The organism is Ruegeria sp. F12, assembly GCF_056533885.1.
This window is the reverse complement of record NZ_JBQFOV010000011.1, coordinates 133,524-150,247: the sequence shown is the minus strand read 5'-3', so window position 1 is coordinate 150,247 and position 16,724 is coordinate 133,524. Positions and strand designations below refer to the sequence as shown.

Here is a 16,724-nt window from a genome sequence, read left to right as displayed (position 1 = left end):
GGCAGAGCCCGCGCCTGCCCGGCCCCCTGCCGTCCGCAGGACGCAAGGCCGAAGGCCGCGCAGTTTGCTACTGTTGTTACGCGTGCTGGTTTAAGGTTTGGGTTACCCGACCTGTCCGCGTAGCCATTCAACAAAGGATTTCAACGGCTCGGATTCGGCCCTGGATTGGGGCCAGACCAAGTAGAAATCCCCCAGACTGACGCCCGGACCGTGCCAAGCGGGAACAAGACGCCCTGAGCGCATGTCATCTTCCACAAGGTAACTCGGCAGCAGAGCCACACCCAACCCGTGAACGGTTGCCTGCCCCATGGTCGAAAACTGGTCGAACAGCATTCCGCCAAGCCCAGACACCTCTTTGCCCTGAAACGCAAACCATCTCTCCCACGCATCCGGGCGGGTTTCGAGGTGGAGCAAAGGCGCGCTGAGCAGCCAGTCAATGCGATCCGCCCGCTCTGGCAGGATCGACGGGGCGCAGACTGGTACGACATCTTCGCGCATGATGGGCAAGTAATTGACGCCCCTCCAATCCCGTTGTCCAAAATGGATGGCGGCGTCGAAATGCTCGGCCTCGAAATCAAAGGGTCGGAGCCGTGTGTTGAGGTTCACCGTTACCTCGGGATGGCGGCGTGCAAAATCCTGAAGGCGAGGGGCCAGCCAGTGCATGCCGAAGGCGGGCAGGATCGACAGGTTCAGCGACCCGCCCTTCGGGTTTGCTTTCAGCTTGACCGACGCCTGCGCCAGTTGATGCAGCACGGTGCGTGCGACCTGAACATATTCCTTGGCTGCCGGGGTTAGATGCAGGCGCATCTGGCTGCGCTGGATCAGATCGACGCCCAGTTGTTCCTCCATTGTTTTGAGTTGGCGACTGATTGCGCTTTGTGTCAGCGACAGCTCCTCGGCCGCTGCAGAGGCGCTGCCAAGGCGGTCCACGGCCTCGAGCGCCAGCAGGGACGGGATGGAGGGCAGGAAGCGTCGGGGGGCGATCATATGATTATTCCTCATACCTTTCGGATGGATTATCACTGGCATTTCGATTGCACCAGCCTGATAGATTGATGCGTTTTAACGCGGTCTTCGGCGGCGATGATCCGGCAGAGGTCTTGCCCGCCAATCGTGGGCGCGATTATTGCTGTAACAGAAGACCCGGCCGTTCATAGGCCACAACGGGGATCACAGGGCACGGCAGCGCCCATGATCCGACAACAATAGGACGGAGGCGCAGATGGATCGCGCTCAGATCGTGCATGAGAACTTCCTCAAACGCGTTGCCGCGCGCGATTTTCCCGAAGGCAACGCGCCCCGGTCCGGTCTGAGCGACGCCGATGCCGTATCACTGTTCCGCTCGCAAGTGCTGAGCCGCGCGTTGGATCGCACCAGCCGCGCCATGCAGAAGGCGGGGCAGGGGTTCTACACGATCGGCTCATCCGGGCATGAGGGGATGGCGGCCGTGGCCCATGCGCTGCGCCCAACGGATATTGCGTTTCTGCACTATCGCGACGCCGCCTTTCAAATCGCCCGCGCTGAGCAGGTGCCGGGTCAGCAGATCGCCTGGGACATGCTGCTGAGTTTTGCCTGTTCTTCCGAAGACCCCACCTCGGGCGGACGGCACAAGGTGCTGGGGTCCAAAGCGCTGACCATCCCACCGCAGACCTCGACCATTGCCAGCCATCTGCCCAAGGCGGTCGGCGCGGCTTATTCTCTGGGCGCGGCGCGGCGTCACGCACCTGAGCATCGCGAACTGCCCGAGGACGGGATCGCCATGTGCTCGTTCGGCGACGCCTCGGCCAATCACTCTACCGCGCAGGGGGCGATCAACACGGCGGGCTGGACCAGCGTGCAATCGACGCCGCTGCCCTTGTTGTTTGTGTGTGAGGACAATGGAATCGGCATCTCGGTCAAAACGCCAAAGGGCTGGATACAGGCGTCGATGGAGCATCGCCCCGGTATTCGATATTTTCAGGCCAACGGGCTGGATATCTACGAGACCTATGCCGTCGCGCAAGAGGCCGCCGACTATGTGCGCACCCGCCGCAAACCCGCATTCCTGCACCTGAAGACCGTGCGTCTCTACGGCCACGCAGGGGCTGACGTACCCACCACCTACATGCCTAAATCCGAGGTCGAAGCGGATGAGGCCAATGACCCTTTGCTGCATTCTGTGCGCCTGTTGGATCAGGCCGGGGCACTGTCGCCGGATCAGGTGCTGGAGATATATCAGGATACTTGCGCCCGCACCGATCGCATCGCTGCCGAGGCCGCTACGCGCCCGCATCTGGGCGGCGCCGCCGAGGTGATGGCCAGCCTGATCCCGCCCAAACGCGACTGCAAACCCACCAATGGCCCTAGTGCCGAGGCGCGCGCTGAGGCGTTTGGTGGCGATATGCGGGCGATGAATGACCCTCAGCCCATGAGCCGCCTGATCAACTGGGCGCTGACTGATCTGATGCTGGAACATGGCGAGATCGTCTGCATGGGCGAAGATGTAGGTCGCAAGGGGGGCGTCTATGGCGTCACGCAAAAACTGCAACAGAGGTTCGGGCCTGACCGGGTGATAGACACGCTGCTGGACGAGCAGTCGATTTTGGGCCTCGCGATTGGCATGGGGCATAACGGGTTTGTGCCGATCCCCGAAATTCAGTTCCTCGCCTATCTGCACAATGCCGAGGATCAGATCAGGGGTGAGGCCGCAACGCTGCCGTTTTTCTCGAACGGGCAATTCACCAACCCGATGGTCGTGCGGATCGCCGGGCTGGGCTATCAGAAAGGGTTCGGCGGGCATTTCCACAATGACAACTCGCTGGCCGTGCTGCGCGATATTCCGGGGGTGATCATTGCCTGCCCCTCGACCGGCGAGGATGCTGCGCAGATGCTGCGCGAATGCGTCCGCCTGGCGCGCAAGGAACAACGGGTGGTTGTGTTTTTGGAACCCATTGCGCTCTATCCCATGCGTGACCTGCATGGGGCGCAGGATGGGGGCTGGATGACCCACTATCCCGCGCCGGATCGGCGGATTGCGCCAGGTGAGGTGGGTGTGCATGGCGACGGTACAGATCTGGCCATCGTGACCTATGGCAACGGGCATTACCTGTCGAAACAGGCGCTGCCCGAGTTGGAAGCGGCGGGGCTGAAGGTGCGGATTGTGGATATGCGCTGGTTGGCCCCGATGCCGATGGATGCACTGCGCGCGGCTACCAAAACATGCGCGCATGTTTTGATCGTCGACGAATGCCGCCGCACCGGCAGCCAGTCCGAGGCGCTGATGACTTTCTTCGCCGAAGAAAGTCCGGCCACTCCAATCGCCCGTGTTGTCGCCGACGACAGTTTCATAGCAACCGGCCCCGCCTATGCTGCGCCCTTGCCGTCGAAAGACGGGATTGTGGCCGCCGCATTAAACCTGACCGGAGGTCGCCAATGACCCGCACCGCTGTTCTGATCTGCCCCGGTCGGGGGACATACAACAAACCCGAATTGGGCTATCTGCATCGCCATCATGCTGACCGGATGCAGCTGTTTGCCCAGTTTGACGCAATTCGCGCAGAGGCAGGGCAAGAAGGGGTCACGGCCTTGGATGGTGCAGGTCGGTATACGATCAGCACGTATTCTCGTGGCGATATCGCGTCGCCTTTGATTTACGCAGCCTCGCTGGCCGATGCGCAGTCGCTGGCGGTTGATATCGAAGTCGTTGCCGTCACCGGAAACTCGATGGGGTGGTACATCGCTTTGGCGGCGGGCGGCGCGGTCACGCCAGAAAACGGATTCCGCGTGGTGAACACCATGGGCCCGCTGATGCAGGACCACCTGATCGGCGGGCAGCTTGTGTATCCGTTCGCCCGAGAGGATTGGTCGAACGACGCCGAGCGCAAGGCTGAACTGTTGGCCGATGTCGTGCGGATTGACGCTCTGGACGGGCACGAGTTGGCATTGTCGATCGATCTGGGCGGTATGCTGGTTCTGGCAGGTAATGAGGCCGGCCTAAGCGCGTTTGAACACGCGCAACCAACTGTGCAGGATCGCTTTCCCATGCGCTTGGCAAACCACGCCGCGTTTCACACTGCGCTACAAGCGCCGGTGGCCGCCGAAGGGCGGGCGCGTTTGTCTGCGGATATGTTTGACCCGCCCGAACGTCCTCTGATCGATGGGCGTGGAAAAATCTGGTGGCCAGGGGCGACGGACACCCAAGCGCTGTGGGACTACACCCTAGGGCATCAAGTCACCGATACCTATGATTTCACCCGCGCCATCCAGACTGCCGCGCGCGAGTTTGCGCCCGATCTGTTCATCGTCACCGGACCAGGGGCAACCCTGGGTGGGGCGGTGGCGCAGTCGCTGGTTCTGGCCGATTGGAAGGGCATGTCCGACAAAGCGGCATTTCAGGCGCAGCAGGACGCACAGCCCTTTCTGATCGCTATGGGGCGAGAAGATCAGCGTTCGCTTGCAACCGGTTGACGCAGCCCTGATGATCCGCGCATGCGCAAGGAGCCCGATGTGAGCGACCATGACCAGTCCCTCTGGCTGAACACCTGCCGCGAGCATGTGGACAGCACCCCTCTGACCGACGATCTGACGGTCGATCTGGCCGTGATCGGTGGCGGGTATACCGGTTGCTCGGCGGCTTTGACGGCGGCACAATCGGGGGCGTCGGTGGCGCTGCTGGAGGCGCATGAGATCGGGCATGGTGGGTCGGGTCGCAATGTGGGCTTTGCCAATGCGGGGCTATGGCTGCCACCGAACGAGATCCGGACGCATCTCGGGGCTGAGCCGGGCAATCGCCTAATCGACCTTTTGGGCGCTGCACCGGGGGATGTGTTCGACCTGATCGCGCTGCACGGGATCGATTGCGAGCCTGTCCGCAACGGCACCCTGCATTGCGCGCATTCGGGGGCGGGGTTCAGGGACTTGGAAAACCGCCATGCGCAGCTCAAGGCGGCAGGCGCGCCGGTGGAACTGTTGAGCACCGATCAGGCCGGGCAACGCACCGGCAGCGCAGCATTTCACGGGGCGCTTTTCGATCCGCGGGCGGGAACGATTCAGCCTCTGGCCTATGTGCGCGGCTTGGCCCGCGCCGCGACTCAGGCGGGGGCGCAGGTTTTTACGGAAAGCCCGGTTCTCTCTCTGTCCCATGATGGCGATGTCTGGACCCTGACAACAGCCCAAGGCTCTGTCCGGGCGATGGCGTTGATACAGGCCACGAATGCCTATCACCGGGGCATGCCGGATACCGCGCCCGCCTATGTGCCGGTTTATTACTTCCAGTTTGCCACGGCCCCTTTGTCGGACAACCTGCGCGCCAGTATCCTGCGCGGGGGCGAAGGGGCGTGGGATACCGGGTTGATCATGACGTCTTTCCGGCTGGATCAGGACGGGCGGTTCATCATCGGCGCGATGGGGGAGCTTGGTCATGCAGGAAGCAGTGCCCATAAGGCGTGGGCGAAACGCAAGATAGCGGCGCTTTATCCGCAGCTGGCCGACCAGCCGTTGGTGCAAGGTTGGCACGGGCGGATCGCAATGACCTCGGACCACATTCCGAAAATCACGCGGATCGGCCCGAATGCGCTGGCGGCGCACGGGTTTTCAGGGCGTGGGATCGGGCCGGGGACTGTTTTTGGTCGCCAGATGGCCGACAGTTTGCTACGCGATGATCCCGCCCTCCTGCCCGTTCCGCCAGTTGAGGGATACCGCGAAAGCTGGACCGGGCTGCGGCGCGCATATTTTGAGACCGGTGCGGCGCTGACGCATCTCATCAAAGCCCGGTTCTAAACCGCCCCCTTCATAGTGCGGCGGCAATCCGTTCGATCCGGCCGCGCAGCCAGCGATGGGCCGGGTCATTCGCCGATCTCTGGTGCCAGACCATGTAGATCGAGACCTCCTCACACGTGAAAGGCAACGGCGCGCAATCCAGCGCCGCCAACGGCCCGCGTTTCATCAAGGCGGTGTCGGTCGAGATCAGGTCGCTGCCTTTCACAAAGGACGGGATGGCGTTGAAATGGGGCAGGGTGACGGTGGGCGGTCTGATCTGGTTTTGATCCACGCCGCGCATCACCGCGCGCGAGCTTCGACCATCGGCGAACCGCACCTCGACATGTTCGGTGCTGCAATAGACGTCCCAACTGTCCGGCGGTTTGCGCTGTGCGGCGTCATAGAAGATCATCAGCGGGCTGCTGAGGATGCGTTTTTGAAAAATGTCCGGCCCGTCGGGTGGAAGCGGTGTCAACATCAACTGGCATCGGTCGCTGCGCAGAAGGTCCGGGTCCGGCACGCCCGATGGGATGAACCCCAGATGCAGGCCAATGCCTTCAGATCGCGCGGCCCGAAGCAGAGTGGGAAAGATCAACTCGCGCGGCATATCGTTGGTGGCGATCTGGATCTGCATCTGTTCGGCTTGCGGATCAAAGGGGCGGTCTTCGGTCAGGGCGCGCATCCCGTCCAGAACATGCTGAACCGGGTCTTTCAGCGCCAAGGCGCGCTCGGTCGGGGTCAGGCCCTGGCCCGAGCGCACGAATAGCGGATCGCCCAGAACCTGCCGCAGCTTAGCCAGCGTATGGCTGATAGCCGATTGCGTGACGCCCAACCGGTCGGCCGCCTTCGAGACCGAGCTTTCCTCGAGAATGGTCAGGAAGACACGAAGGACCTTGCCGTCCAGATCGGTAAAATCAATATTACTCATACCATCTATGATTATTCATGAATGGTTTTGAGGTCCATGGCGGATTAGGGAAAGCTGAACTCAACAGGAGGCACAGGATGGCAATCCGCTTTTTCTCGGACAAGAACAGGCCCGTTCACATGGGCGGCTATCCGTCAGAGCGGCTGGCACGGCAAGCGGAAATGCCTGATCTGTCGGCGGTGCCGCCGATGCAGTCGCTCAGCTTTCATCGCCCCAAGCGCCCGGAAAGCATCGTCAACGCGATGGGGGAGTTTCAGGCGATGCTGGACACGATCCGCGATGGGTTCGTGAATCCTGTGGTCTCCGAGGTGCCTGCTGACGTGACCGAGCGCGCCAACCATCTAAAAGCGTTTGGCTATTTCAATGATGCCTCGATGATGGGGTGTGGTTCTTTGCCGCGCGAGGCATTGTTGACCGAACCCCGCCGCAACCCCGATATTGACCGTCTGGCCCATGCGCTGAAGACACGGCAGACCAAGACGCTGGCTTCGGGGATCGACCTGATCATGGCCGATCTCAAAGAAAGCATGGAGGCCACGCCGCGCCCGATGGACACCCATCGCCATGCAATTGTCTTTCTGTACGAACACAACCGCGACCCGGACCCCAACGAGACCGGCGCGGATTGGATCATGGATGCGCAGGATCACCGCGCCTGTCTGCTGGCGACCGAGAATGCGGTGGTCGTGGCCAACTACCTGCGCGTTCTGGGCTTTGATGCGCGGGCGCATACGGTCATGTCCTCTGAGGTTGATCTGGGTAAGCTGGCCGTCGCGGCGGGGCTGTGTTCGGTCGAAGACGGAGAGCTGGTCGCGCCGTGGCTGGGTAAACGGTTCGGACTGGCTGCGGTCACGACCGAGATGGAGATCGCACACGATCAGCCTCTGCAACCCATGACGCAGCAGCCGTGGTTTCGTACTCAAGGCCCCGCGTGGTGCCTGGGCGCGGGCTTTGCCAAGAACGCGCTGAACCGCGATCCTTATGCCAATCGGCGCTATGTGGACGGGGCGCACCCGTTTGAGAACCTCAGGCGGGTTGATGCGCCCACTACCTATATTGATGAGGAAAACGTGGCCCGCGTCCCCAAGCGCGCCGATATGTTCGCCCGCGCACAGTTCGGGGATATGGGTAAGCATCTGCAAGACGGGGCCAAGGGCGGGTATTACGTGCGCAAGGCCGCGCCCAGTACCGCACAACGCCGCGCGCTGGGCGCGTTCGTGCTGTTGCAGGATGGGGAAAGCGCTGACACTGCTAGGCCGACCGATGCCGCGCGCAACGCCGCGAATATCAAGGCAGCAACGTATTTTCTGGGGGTCGATGCGGTGGGTCTCAGCCGGTGCCCGGACTGGGCTTGGTACTCGCATGATGCAACGGGCGAGGAGATCACACCGCCTCACGACCAGGCCATCAGCATGATCATCGACCAGGGTTATGAGACGATGGAGGGCGCCAGCGGCGATGACTGGATCAGTGTCGCGCAGTCGATGCGCGCTTATCTGCGGTTTTCGTTACTGGGTGGAGTGATCGCGCAACAGATCCGCAATCTGGGCTATAAGGCCCGCGCGCATACGGTGATGGATGGCGAGGTGTTGCAGCCGCCGCTGCTGCTACTATCCGGTTTGGGCGAGGTCAGTCGCATCGGAGAGGTGATCCTGAACCCTTACCTCGGGCCCCGCCTGAAATCCGGCGCAGTTACCACCGATATGCCAATGGCGCATGACAAGCCCATCGATTTCGGCCTGCAAACCTTCTGCGAAAGCTGCAACAAATGCGCCCGCGAATGCCCTTCGGGTGCGATCACGGCCGGGCCGAAGCTGATGTTCAACGGCTATGAGATCTGGAAGTCTGACAGCCAAAAATGCGCCACCTACCGGGTGACCACGCCGGGTGGGGCGATGTGCGGGCGGTGTATGAAGACCTGCCCTTGGAACCTTGAGGGCATCTTCAAGGAACGCCCCTTCCGCTGGGCCGCTATGAATATTCCCAAGGCCGCTCCCGCGTTGGCGCGGTTGGATGATGCCGTGGGCAATGGCGGGCTGAACGACATCAAGAAATGGTGGTGGGATCTGGAGCTGCAACCGGACGGCGCCTATCGCCCGACCGACCACCCGCTGAACCGGCGCGATCTGCAAACCGACCTAGACCTGAAATACGAAGATCAGACTCTGGCCGTCTACCCCGCCTATCTGGCCCCGCATCCCTGGCCCTATCCGTTCGCCATGGACCGCGAGGCTGGGATCGCAGCCTATCAGGCCATGGTCACGGCCGAGGAATACAAGGCGCGCAAAGCGGCGGGCGATCTGTCGGTGATCCACCGCTATACCATCGCGGGCGATGCCCCGGTTATGCGCGTCGCACTGACCAAGGTCGACAAGATGACTGCGGATGTGACCAAGTACGAATTCTCGACGCTGGACGGCTCACCCTTGCCCGAATGGACGGCGGGCGCGCATCTGGATGTGCTGGTCGCGCCGGAATTCCTGCGGCAATACTCCATGTCCGGCGATCCGTCCGACCGCGCCACCTATCAGATTGGTGTGTTGCGCGAGGATGAGGGACGCGGTGGCTCAGCCCTGCTGCACCGCATTTTCAACGAGGGGCGGAAAGTTTTCATCTCGAAACCCATCAACCATTTCGAACTGGACGAGGGCGCAACGAAGACCTTCTTGATGGGCGGCGGGATCGGCATCACTCCGATGATCGCTTTTGCCCACCGTCTGCATGCTTTGGGCAAACCGTTCGAGCTTCACTATTCCGCCAGTACCCGTGCCGGGGCCGGGTATCTGAAGGATCTGGCAGCGATGCCTTGGGCGGATCACGTGCACTATCATTTCTCGGACGAAGGCACACGGGCCGATTTGGATGTAATCCTGCAGGGGTATCAGGATGGATGGCATGTCTATACCTGCGGTCCTGATCGCTTTATGGACGGAGTTATGCAAGCAGCTGAGCGTCAAGGATATCCCGACGAGGCGCGGCATCTGGAGTATTTCTCGGTTCCGGAACAGCCGGACTATGAGAATCACGCCTTCACCCTACGGCTGGCAAAATCGGGCCGCGATCTGACTGTACCCGCCGACAAAGACGCCGCGCAGGTGATGAACGAGGCTGGCATTCACGTCGATGTGAAATGCGCCGATGGCATCTGTGGAGTTTGTAAATGCGGCGTGATTTCGGGTGAGGTCGAACACCGCGATTTCGTTTTGTCCAAAAAACAACGTGAGAGCGCTATCATCCTATGTCAAAGCCGGGCGGCACAGCCGGATGGTGTGATCGAGATCGACCTCTGAGCCAAGGTTGGGAAACGAAATTCTGAAACGCAAAAATTGGTCGCTCTGGCCATGGACGTTACGGCACGGCTGCACTAACGTCCCCAGCGAACCCTAGTGAATCCTGATCAACAGGTGCGAGGTATTTTCATGGATTATCACAGCCCCGCCAGTTTTGCCGAGGCGTCGGCTCTGGCTGCAAACGCAAAGGGGGTCACCCGCTTTTTGGCCGGAGGCACGGACGTTCTGGTGCAGTTGCGCTCGGAACTGGTCACGCCCGATACGCTGATCGACATCAAAAAGATCGACGGCGTCAGCGATATAACGCGCAACGCGGACGGCAGTTGGACACTGGGTGTTGCTGCCACAGGTGCCGAGATGAGCGAGCACCCTGAGCTGGGCAGCGACTGGCCTGGCGTGGTCGAAGCGATGGACCTGATCGGATCGACCCAGGTTCAGGGTCGCGCAACGCTGACCGGAAACCTGTGCAATGGCTCTCCGGCGGCGGATTCGGTGCCTGCGATGGTTGCCGCTGGTGTGACCGTTTCTGTCACTGGCCCAGATGGAACGCGTGATGTGGCTGTCGAGGAAATCCCAACCGGACCCGGCAAGACCTCGCTGTCCAAGGGTGAGGTGATCTCGGCTGTGAAAATCCCCGCACGCGGAGACAACGCTGGCGACGCCTATCTGCGGTTCATCCCGCGCACTGAGATGGACATCGCCGTTGTTGGCGTGGGTGTCAGCCTGCGTCTGGACGGTGATACCGTGACTGAGGCCCGCGTCTCGCTGGGCGCGGTCGCGCCGACTGTCCTGCTGGTTGAAGACTGTGCCAAGGCCATCATCGGCAGCACTCTGGACGATGCTGCGTTGGACGCGCTGGCGGCTGCGGCATCGGCCGCCTGTAACCCAATCGACGACAAACGCGGCACGATCGAATTCCGCACCGAGGTCGCAGGCGTTCTGGCCAAGCGCGCCGCGAAAATCGCCTATGCCCGCGCGAAGGGAGAGAAAGCATGAGCAAGCTCCACGTAACGACCACCGTGAACGGCGATGAGGTCGATTTTCTGTGCGACCCGCGCGAAACCCTGCTAGATTGTCTGCGCGACAAGCTGAACCTGACCGGCGCGAAAGAGGGTTGCGGTACTGGCGATTGCGGCGCGTGCTCGGTCACGGTTGATGGCCGTCTGGTCTGTTCCTGCCTGATGCTGGGCGCTGAGGCCGAGGGTAAGACCATCGAAACCGTCGAAGGTATCGCGGATGGTGACGTGCTGCATCCGCTGCAGCAGAAATTCATCGAACATGCAGCCCTGCAATGCGGCATCTGCACGCCGGGCATTCTGGTGGCGGCCAAATCGCTGTTGGAGAAAAACCCCAACCCGACCGAGGAAGAAACCCGGTATTGGCTGGCGGGTAACCTCTGCCGCTGCACCGGCTATGACAAGATCATTCGCGCCGTCATGGAAACGGCAGAAGAATTGCGGGAGGCTTCGTAATGGCTCTGGACGATCGTAAAACGGATTTCACTTTTGTCGGCACCCGTCCGAACCGCCCTGACGGGTTGGACAAGGTGACGGGCCGCGCCAAGTTCGGCGCGGATATGTCTGCGCCCGGCATGCTGCATGGCGCGATCCTGCGCTCACCCCACGCCCATGCGCGGATCGTGAAAATCGACACATCGAAGGCTGAGGCGCTGAAAGACGTCAAAGCCGTGGTGACACGCGCTGATTTCGCCGACGTGCCGTTCAAGCCGGGTTTGGCTGGCGAATTCTGGAACGTGCTGGAAAACGTCATGGCGGGTGAGAAAGCTCTCTATGATGGTCATGCGGTGGCTGCTGTGGCGGCGACCTCGGCACTGGCCGCGCGGGATGCGCTGAAGCTGATTGAGGTTGAGTACGAGGTATTGCCTCATGTGACCGACGTAGACAAAGCGATGGCCCCGGATGCGCCGGTTATCCGCGAAGGTGCGGCAGATTATTCCGTGCCCGAAGGGATGCACCCCAACGTTGTGCGGTATCACGAAAGCGGTCACGGCGATGTCGACGCAGGCTTTGCCGAGGCAGATTTGGTCCTCGAAGACAGCTTTGTCACCGAGGCGACCCATCAGGGCTATATCGAGCCGCACGCCTGTCTTGGCCTACTGGGCAATGACGGCAAAGGTGAGCTGTGGTGCACCACCCAAGGCCACTGGATCGCGCAAAAGACCTGCGCGGCGTTGCTGGGAATTGAGACCTCGCAGCTGCGCGTAACTGCGTCCGAGATTGGCGGCGGTTTTGGCGGCAAGACCACGGTCTTCATCGAACCGGTCGCGCTGGCGCTGAGCCGCAAGGCGAACCGCCCGGTCAAGCTGGTCATGACCCGATCCGAAGTGTTCCGGGCGACAGGGCCAACCGCCTCGGCCTCGATGGATATCAAGATTGGCATGAAGAATGACGGCACGATTACCGCAGCACGCGGCGAGTTCCGTCTGCAAGGCGGTGCGTTCCCGGGTGCGCCGGGCGATATGACCGCCATGTGTGCCTTTGCGGCCTATAATCTGACCAACGTCAAACAGATCGGCTATGACGTAATGGCCAACCGTCCCAAGCAAGCCGCTTATCGCGCGCCGGGCGCGCCGATGGGGGCTTTTGCGGTCGAGTCGGTCATTGATGAGATGTGCAACAAGCTGGGCCTCGACCCAATTGAGGTGCGTTTGAAGAACGCCGCGCATGAGGGCACCAAGGCCAGCTATGGCCCGCGCTATGAACGCATCGGTCTGGTCGAAACGCTTGAGGCCGCCAAGGCACATCCGCATTATTCGGCGCCGTTGAAGCCAGGGCAGGGACGCGGCATCTCCTGCGGTTTCTGGTTCAACCACGGGGGTGAAACCTCGGTAACCTTGGCGTTGTCCGAAGACGGATCAGCCCAGTTGATGGTGGGCACGCCCGACATTGGCGGCTCGCGCGCGTCGATGGCACTGATGGCGGCTGAGGTGCTGGGCATTCCATATGAGAACATCCGTGTCACCGTCGCAGACACCGCAACGCTGGGGTATAATGACGTCAGCCACGGTAGCCGGGTGACCTATGCTTCGGGTCTGGCGACGATCAAGGCGGCGCGCCATGCTGTCGAAAAACTGTGCGAACGTGCAGCGGCCAAATGGGATATCCCGGTTGAAGCCGTGAAGTGGGAAAACGGTTGCGCCGTGCCTTCGGGCCCGAACGCGGGCGACTTTGACCCGATGCCGCTGGCAGATATCACTGCCAAAATGGGACGCACCGGGGGTCCGATCTCGGGCCATTTTGAGGCGACGCCCGAAGGCGCAGGTGTGTCCTTTGGCACCCACATTGTTGACGCCGAGGTCGACCCGGAAACCGGCAAGACCACGATCACCCGCTATACGGTCATTCAGGACGCTGGTAAGGCGATCCATCCGACCTATGTCGAGGGCCAGTTCCAGGGCGGTGCCGCGCAAGGTATCGGCTGGGCGCTGAATGAGGAATATATCTATTGCGAGGATGGACGGTTGCAGAACTCGATCTTCCTTGACTATCGCATTCCGGTCGCCAGCGACCTGCCCATGATCGACACGGTGATCGTCGAAGTGCCCAACCCCGGCCACCCCTTCGGTGTGCGCGGCGTGGGTGAGACGGGCATCGTGCCGCCCTTGGCCGCCATCGCCAATGCTGTGTCCAACGCAGCTGGCGTGCGGATGAAGCAACTGCCGATGTCCCCGCCGCGCATTCTGGCGGCGCTCAAGGACAATGGTTGAGGTCCACCTCTGGTCCGGCCTCCGGTCTTTGACCGGGGGTCAGCAGGTGGTGGAGGTCGAGGCCAAAACCACCGGCGATCTTCTACGGGAACTGGTCAGGACGCATCCGCAACTGGAAGGCCCAATTGAGGCGGGCGTGTCCATCGCCATCGACGGACGCGTCATCGCAACCGGTTTGACGGAACCGATCCCCGAAGGCAGTGAAGTTTACCTAATGCAGCGTCTGCGCGGCGGTTAGGACGGCGACCAAGGCTCGCGGCCAACCATGCGGTCGGCCTCGGCCGTGATGTCATTCATATGTTGTTCAAGGCTGAGGCGCAGATCTTCTATCTGCTCGTCAGACGCTTTGCGCGGCACGGTTTCCGTCCATTCTCGGCACAGAAACACGCCCTTGTTGCGCCAGGGGCGCGGCATCAGCAACCGGTCCCATGTGCCTGCCTCGCGACCATGTTCCGCGGAAAAAGTAATCCCGAACACCCGCTTGCCTGAGGTCCTCGCCCAGACTAAAGGCACCGTGGACAACACCCTTTCCGGCCCGCGTGGACCGTCTGCGGCGATGCCGATGGAAATGCCTTGCTTCATTTTGCCGATCACTTCGCGCGATACGGCAATGTTGTTCGATTTCTTGCTGGTCATGGCGATCGTGTCCATGCCGAACAGCTTTTGCACGCGACCAACCATGCTGCCGGCTCGAGCAGACGAGGTGATGGAGCAGATGGGCCCCTTGTCCAGCGGGTAGAAATAGGGCGATTGCGCCAGCCTTTGGTGCCACAGCACCACAATGACCGGTTCGCCCTGCTCGGCCAACTGGTCCAGTTCCTCATAGCCAATACGCTGCCATTCGGTGTTGCGATTGACCAGCCGGATATACCACGCAATGCGCCGTGCAGCCCAGTTCAACAGGGCTTCACTATCAGCGATCTTCTTGCGGATACTCACGAGCGGGGTCCTTCTGCCAAGCAAATTGTGTCTTATAGAACTCAACGCCATGCGCAACTTGTTTGTCGCATGGGTTTAGAGCGGCGGAATCTGAAAAAGCCTCTTGAGTCCGCCGCGCGGCTGGCATATCTGATGCCCACCTTAGGGGTATAGCTCAGTTGGTAGAGCGACGGTCTCCAAAACCGTAGGTCGCGGGTTCGAACCCTGCTGCCCCTGCCATTTAAAATCAATGACTTAGCGGCTAATTTTTTTCGACCGGGTGACGCGGTTTACACCTCGGTTTACAGTTTTGTTCCCGATTCTATCCATCACGGGACAATTTGATAAGCAGGCTGTCCGACGCATCGGCGGACATCATGACGTAGGTTTCGATCATTTTTGCCGTGTGTGCGACACTCCATCCCATATGGGCGGAAATCTCGCGCAGCGTGGCGTCGGCGCGGTAAAGCCGGGTTGCGGCGGTGCCGCGTGTATCGGGTAGGCGTAACTCCTTACGTATGCCGCACTCATCCCGGCGTCGGCTGATGGCCTGACCGAGTGAGCCCACGGATTTATAGGGCTTGCCATCGCCGCCCAGAAGGAGGCGCAGGCGGTCTTTGGGCGTGGCGTCGATGATCTCGCCCATGCCCGGCGTTACAGGCACCGAGACGAGCCGTTTGCGCTTCGCGGTGCGAATGAAGATGCGACGGCCTTCCTTGGTGTGCTGGATGTGGCTCTTGGACAGGATCATCAGATCTCCGGGTCTCAGGCCAGTTTCCAGTGCCGCGTTGAACAGACGCCGCAGCCAGTCTGGCGCGCGGGCAATCTGAACCAGATCCCCGCCGCGCTCGATCTCACCGCCATCGAGGAACAGGTCGATTTCCTCGGGCGTCCAGATGATCTCGGATCGGTCGGACGTGTAGAGGTTGTTCATGCCTGCAAGGTGGTTGACCTTGAGGTGTGACTTGTCCACCGCCCAGTTGACGATGCTGACCAAATGGGTTTTGCGCGCGTCGGCCACCCGGTCGGATTTGAACCCGTCGCGCCACGCATAGACGATCTTGCGGATCGAGGCGTCGTTGAACACGCCCAGGGGCGCATCACCGAATCGCGCGTCGATCCCGTCCTTGTGATAGATGCTGCCCTGATAGTCGCGCTTGGTGCGCGCGGCCAGCTTGGCAAACTCGCGACTGTCGAGAAAGGCGCGGATCACCTGCCGGAACGTGCCGGTTGAGCGATCTCGCGCGGCGCAGGCGTCCCGGTAGGCCGCCCAGTAATCGGCGGACCCTTCTGTGCAGCCGTCGGTGGACGACCAGAACCGAGGCCCCCCGCGCCAGGCGTAGTGGTGACGCACCACCTGACCGGAGGCGAGGGGCTTTTTAACGCGGTGAATGCCTTTAACCGGCATCCGGGTCATTGGCTGCGAGCCATTGGCTTACGGGGTCCTCACTGGTTGCAGATGCGGGGCAATCCGGGGATGCGCCCGCGTGATTTGTTCGAAGGTAGACAGCTTCGCCTTCAAAAACAATTTCTGTGAGATGGGTCGCAGACGAGAGGTCAATCGCAGACACAAGTTGAGTCACGATTGTTCTAAGTGTGGTCGTTTTCATTTTCAGCCTTCTTTTTTTTGGCTGAAAATCACTGTGACACTTCAAAGGCAAGCATGAGGGTGTCCATTTTGGACACCCTTACTTAAACGGCGGAAAATTAAAGGTTTTCTGCCGTGCTTGGGTGAGGTCTGCATCCGTTACGGATGCAAATATCGCAATATATTCCGCGCTAAACGAATCTCGTTTACCTAACGTCAGGTCGTACAACTCTAGGAAGAACGCATGAGCCATGTCCTGACCGAGATCAGTTGTCCGCCAGCCATCGGCGTCATGTTGGACCAGTCCCTTTTTTTCATATCTGGCCAGATGGCGCAGAAGCGTTGGACGACGAACGCCGATATATTCGGACAGGGCGGACGCCGACCAAGGGCCGGGATGTTCGACAAATGCACCAATGGAATTAACGGCCACCCTGGACATTTTCAAGGCGTCCATCACGAGATTGACGCGTCGTAACAGCTCGGCCAGCTGGCCGGGTGAGATTTTCTCGGGGAACATGGGGATAACCCCTTCAG

General features: G+C 60.9%; 13 protein-coding genes and 1 tRNA gene. 9 read left to right on the top strand and 5 right to left on the bottom strand.

All coding sequences use genetic code 11. The features are described from left to right. Positions 1-102 precede the first annotated feature (102 nt). Positions 103-987 (bottom strand): LysR family transcriptional regulator, encoded by an 885-nt coding sequence (locus tag ACR0CA_RS15305; protein WP_480900039.1) that lies wholly within the window; start codon positions 985-987, stop codon positions 103-105. A 235-nt stretch (positions 988-1,222) separates the two neighbouring features. Here ACR0CA_RS15305 and ACR0CA_RS15300 point away from each other — a divergent pair, with 235 nt between their 5' ends. The 3 genes from ACR0CA_RS15300 to ACR0CA_RS15290 are packed head-to-tail and all read left to right on the top strand — an operon-like array spanning position 1,223 to position 5,757. Next, positions 1,223-3,415: a dehydrogenase E1 component subunit alpha/beta gene (locus tag ACR0CA_RS15300; RefSeq protein WP_480900038.1), complete on the top strand. Its 2,193-nt coding sequence runs from the start codon at positions 1,223-1,225 to the stop codon at positions 3,413-3,415. Then, on the top strand, positions 3,412-4,446 hold the full coding sequence (locus tag ACR0CA_RS15295; protein ID WP_170790723.1) for an ACP S-malonyltransferase: 1,035 nt from the start codon (positions 3,412-3,414) through the stop codon (positions 4,444-4,446). The genes ACR0CA_RS15300 and ACR0CA_RS15295 overlap by 4 nt, the downstream gene beginning before the upstream one ends. 39 nt (positions 4,447-4,485) lie before the next feature. Further along, the gene (locus tag ACR0CA_RS15290) at positions 4,486-5,757 is read left to right on the top strand and encodes an NAD(P)/FAD-dependent oxidoreductase (RefSeq protein ID WP_331252703.1); all 1,272 of its coding nucleotides are present in this window, start codon (positions 4,486-4,488) and stop codon (positions 5,755-5,757) included. Between the two features lie 10 nt (positions 5,758-5,767). Here ACR0CA_RS15290 and ACR0CA_RS15285 read toward each other — a convergent pair whose 3' ends face one another. Beyond that, positions 5,768-6,664 (bottom strand): LysR family transcriptional regulator, encoded by an 897-nt coding sequence (locus tag ACR0CA_RS15285; protein WP_480900036.1) that lies wholly within the window; start codon positions 6,662-6,664, stop codon positions 5,768-5,770. Positions 6,665-6,741: 77 nt separating this feature from the next. Between ACR0CA_RS15285 and ACR0CA_RS15280 the strand changes: the two genes are divergently transcribed. From ACR0CA_RS15280 to ACR0CA_RS15260, 5 genes are all read left to right on the top strand, one after another. After that, complete coding sequence (locus tag ACR0CA_RS15280; RefSeq protein WP_480900035.1) at positions 6,742-9,954, top strand: reductive dehalogenase; 3,213 nt, start codon at positions 6,742-6,744, stop codon at positions 9,952-9,954. A gap of 129 nt (positions 9,955-10,083) precedes the next feature. Then, positions 10,084-10,950, top strand: a complete 867-nt coding sequence (locus tag ACR0CA_RS15275) for an FAD binding domain-containing protein (protein ID WP_480900034.1) — start codon at positions 10,084-10,086, stop codon at positions 10,948-10,950. Next, positions 10,947-11,426, top strand: a complete 480-nt coding sequence (locus ACR0CA_RS15270) for a (2Fe-2S)-binding protein (protein WP_170353362.1) — start codon at positions 10,947-10,949, stop codon at positions 11,424-11,426. Before ACR0CA_RS15275 ends, ACR0CA_RS15270 begins: the two co-directional genes overlap by 4 nt. Further along, positions 11,426-13,681: a xanthine dehydrogenase family protein molybdopterin-binding subunit gene (locus ACR0CA_RS15265; protein ID WP_480900032.1), complete on the top strand. Its 2,256-nt coding sequence runs from the start codon at positions 11,426-11,428 to the stop codon at positions 13,679-13,681. The genes ACR0CA_RS15270 and ACR0CA_RS15265 overlap by 1 nt, the downstream gene beginning before the upstream one ends. Continuing rightward, positions 13,674-13,919 (top strand): MoaD/ThiS family protein, encoded by a 246-nt coding sequence (locus ACR0CA_RS15260; protein ID WP_170353360.1) that lies wholly within the window; start codon positions 13,674-13,676, stop codon positions 13,917-13,919. The genes ACR0CA_RS15265 and ACR0CA_RS15260 overlap by 8 nt, the downstream gene beginning before the upstream one ends. On the opposite strand, the gene ACR0CA_RS15255 is transcribed toward ACR0CA_RS15260, so the two are convergent. Next, entirely contained in the window at positions 13,916-14,620 is a 705-nt protein-coding gene (locus ACR0CA_RS15255) for a lysophospholipid acyltransferase family protein (RefSeq protein WP_170773862.1), read from the bottom strand. The two genes, ACR0CA_RS15260 and ACR0CA_RS15255, sit on opposite strands and share 4 nt — an antisense overlap. Positions 14,621-14,763: 143 nt before the next feature. Between ACR0CA_RS15255 and ACR0CA_RS15250 the strand changes: the two genes are divergently transcribed. Continuing rightward, positions 14,764-14,839, top strand: a tRNA-Trp gene (locus tag ACR0CA_RS15250). A gap of 82 nt (positions 14,840-14,921) precedes the next feature. Here ACR0CA_RS15250 and ACR0CA_RS15245 read toward each other — a convergent pair. After that, the gene (locus ACR0CA_RS15245) at positions 14,922-16,016 is read right to left on the bottom strand and encodes a tyrosine-type recombinase/integrase (protein ID WP_480900030.1); all 1,095 of its coding nucleotides are present in this window, start codon (positions 16,014-16,016) and stop codon (positions 14,922-14,924) included. 271 nt (positions 16,017-16,287) lie between these two features. Continuing rightward, entirely contained in the window at positions 16,288-16,707 is a 420-nt protein-coding gene (locus ACR0CA_RS15240; protein ID WP_480900028.1) for a winged helix-turn-helix domain-containing protein, read from the bottom strand. Positions 16,708-16,724: the final 17 nt, after the last annotated feature.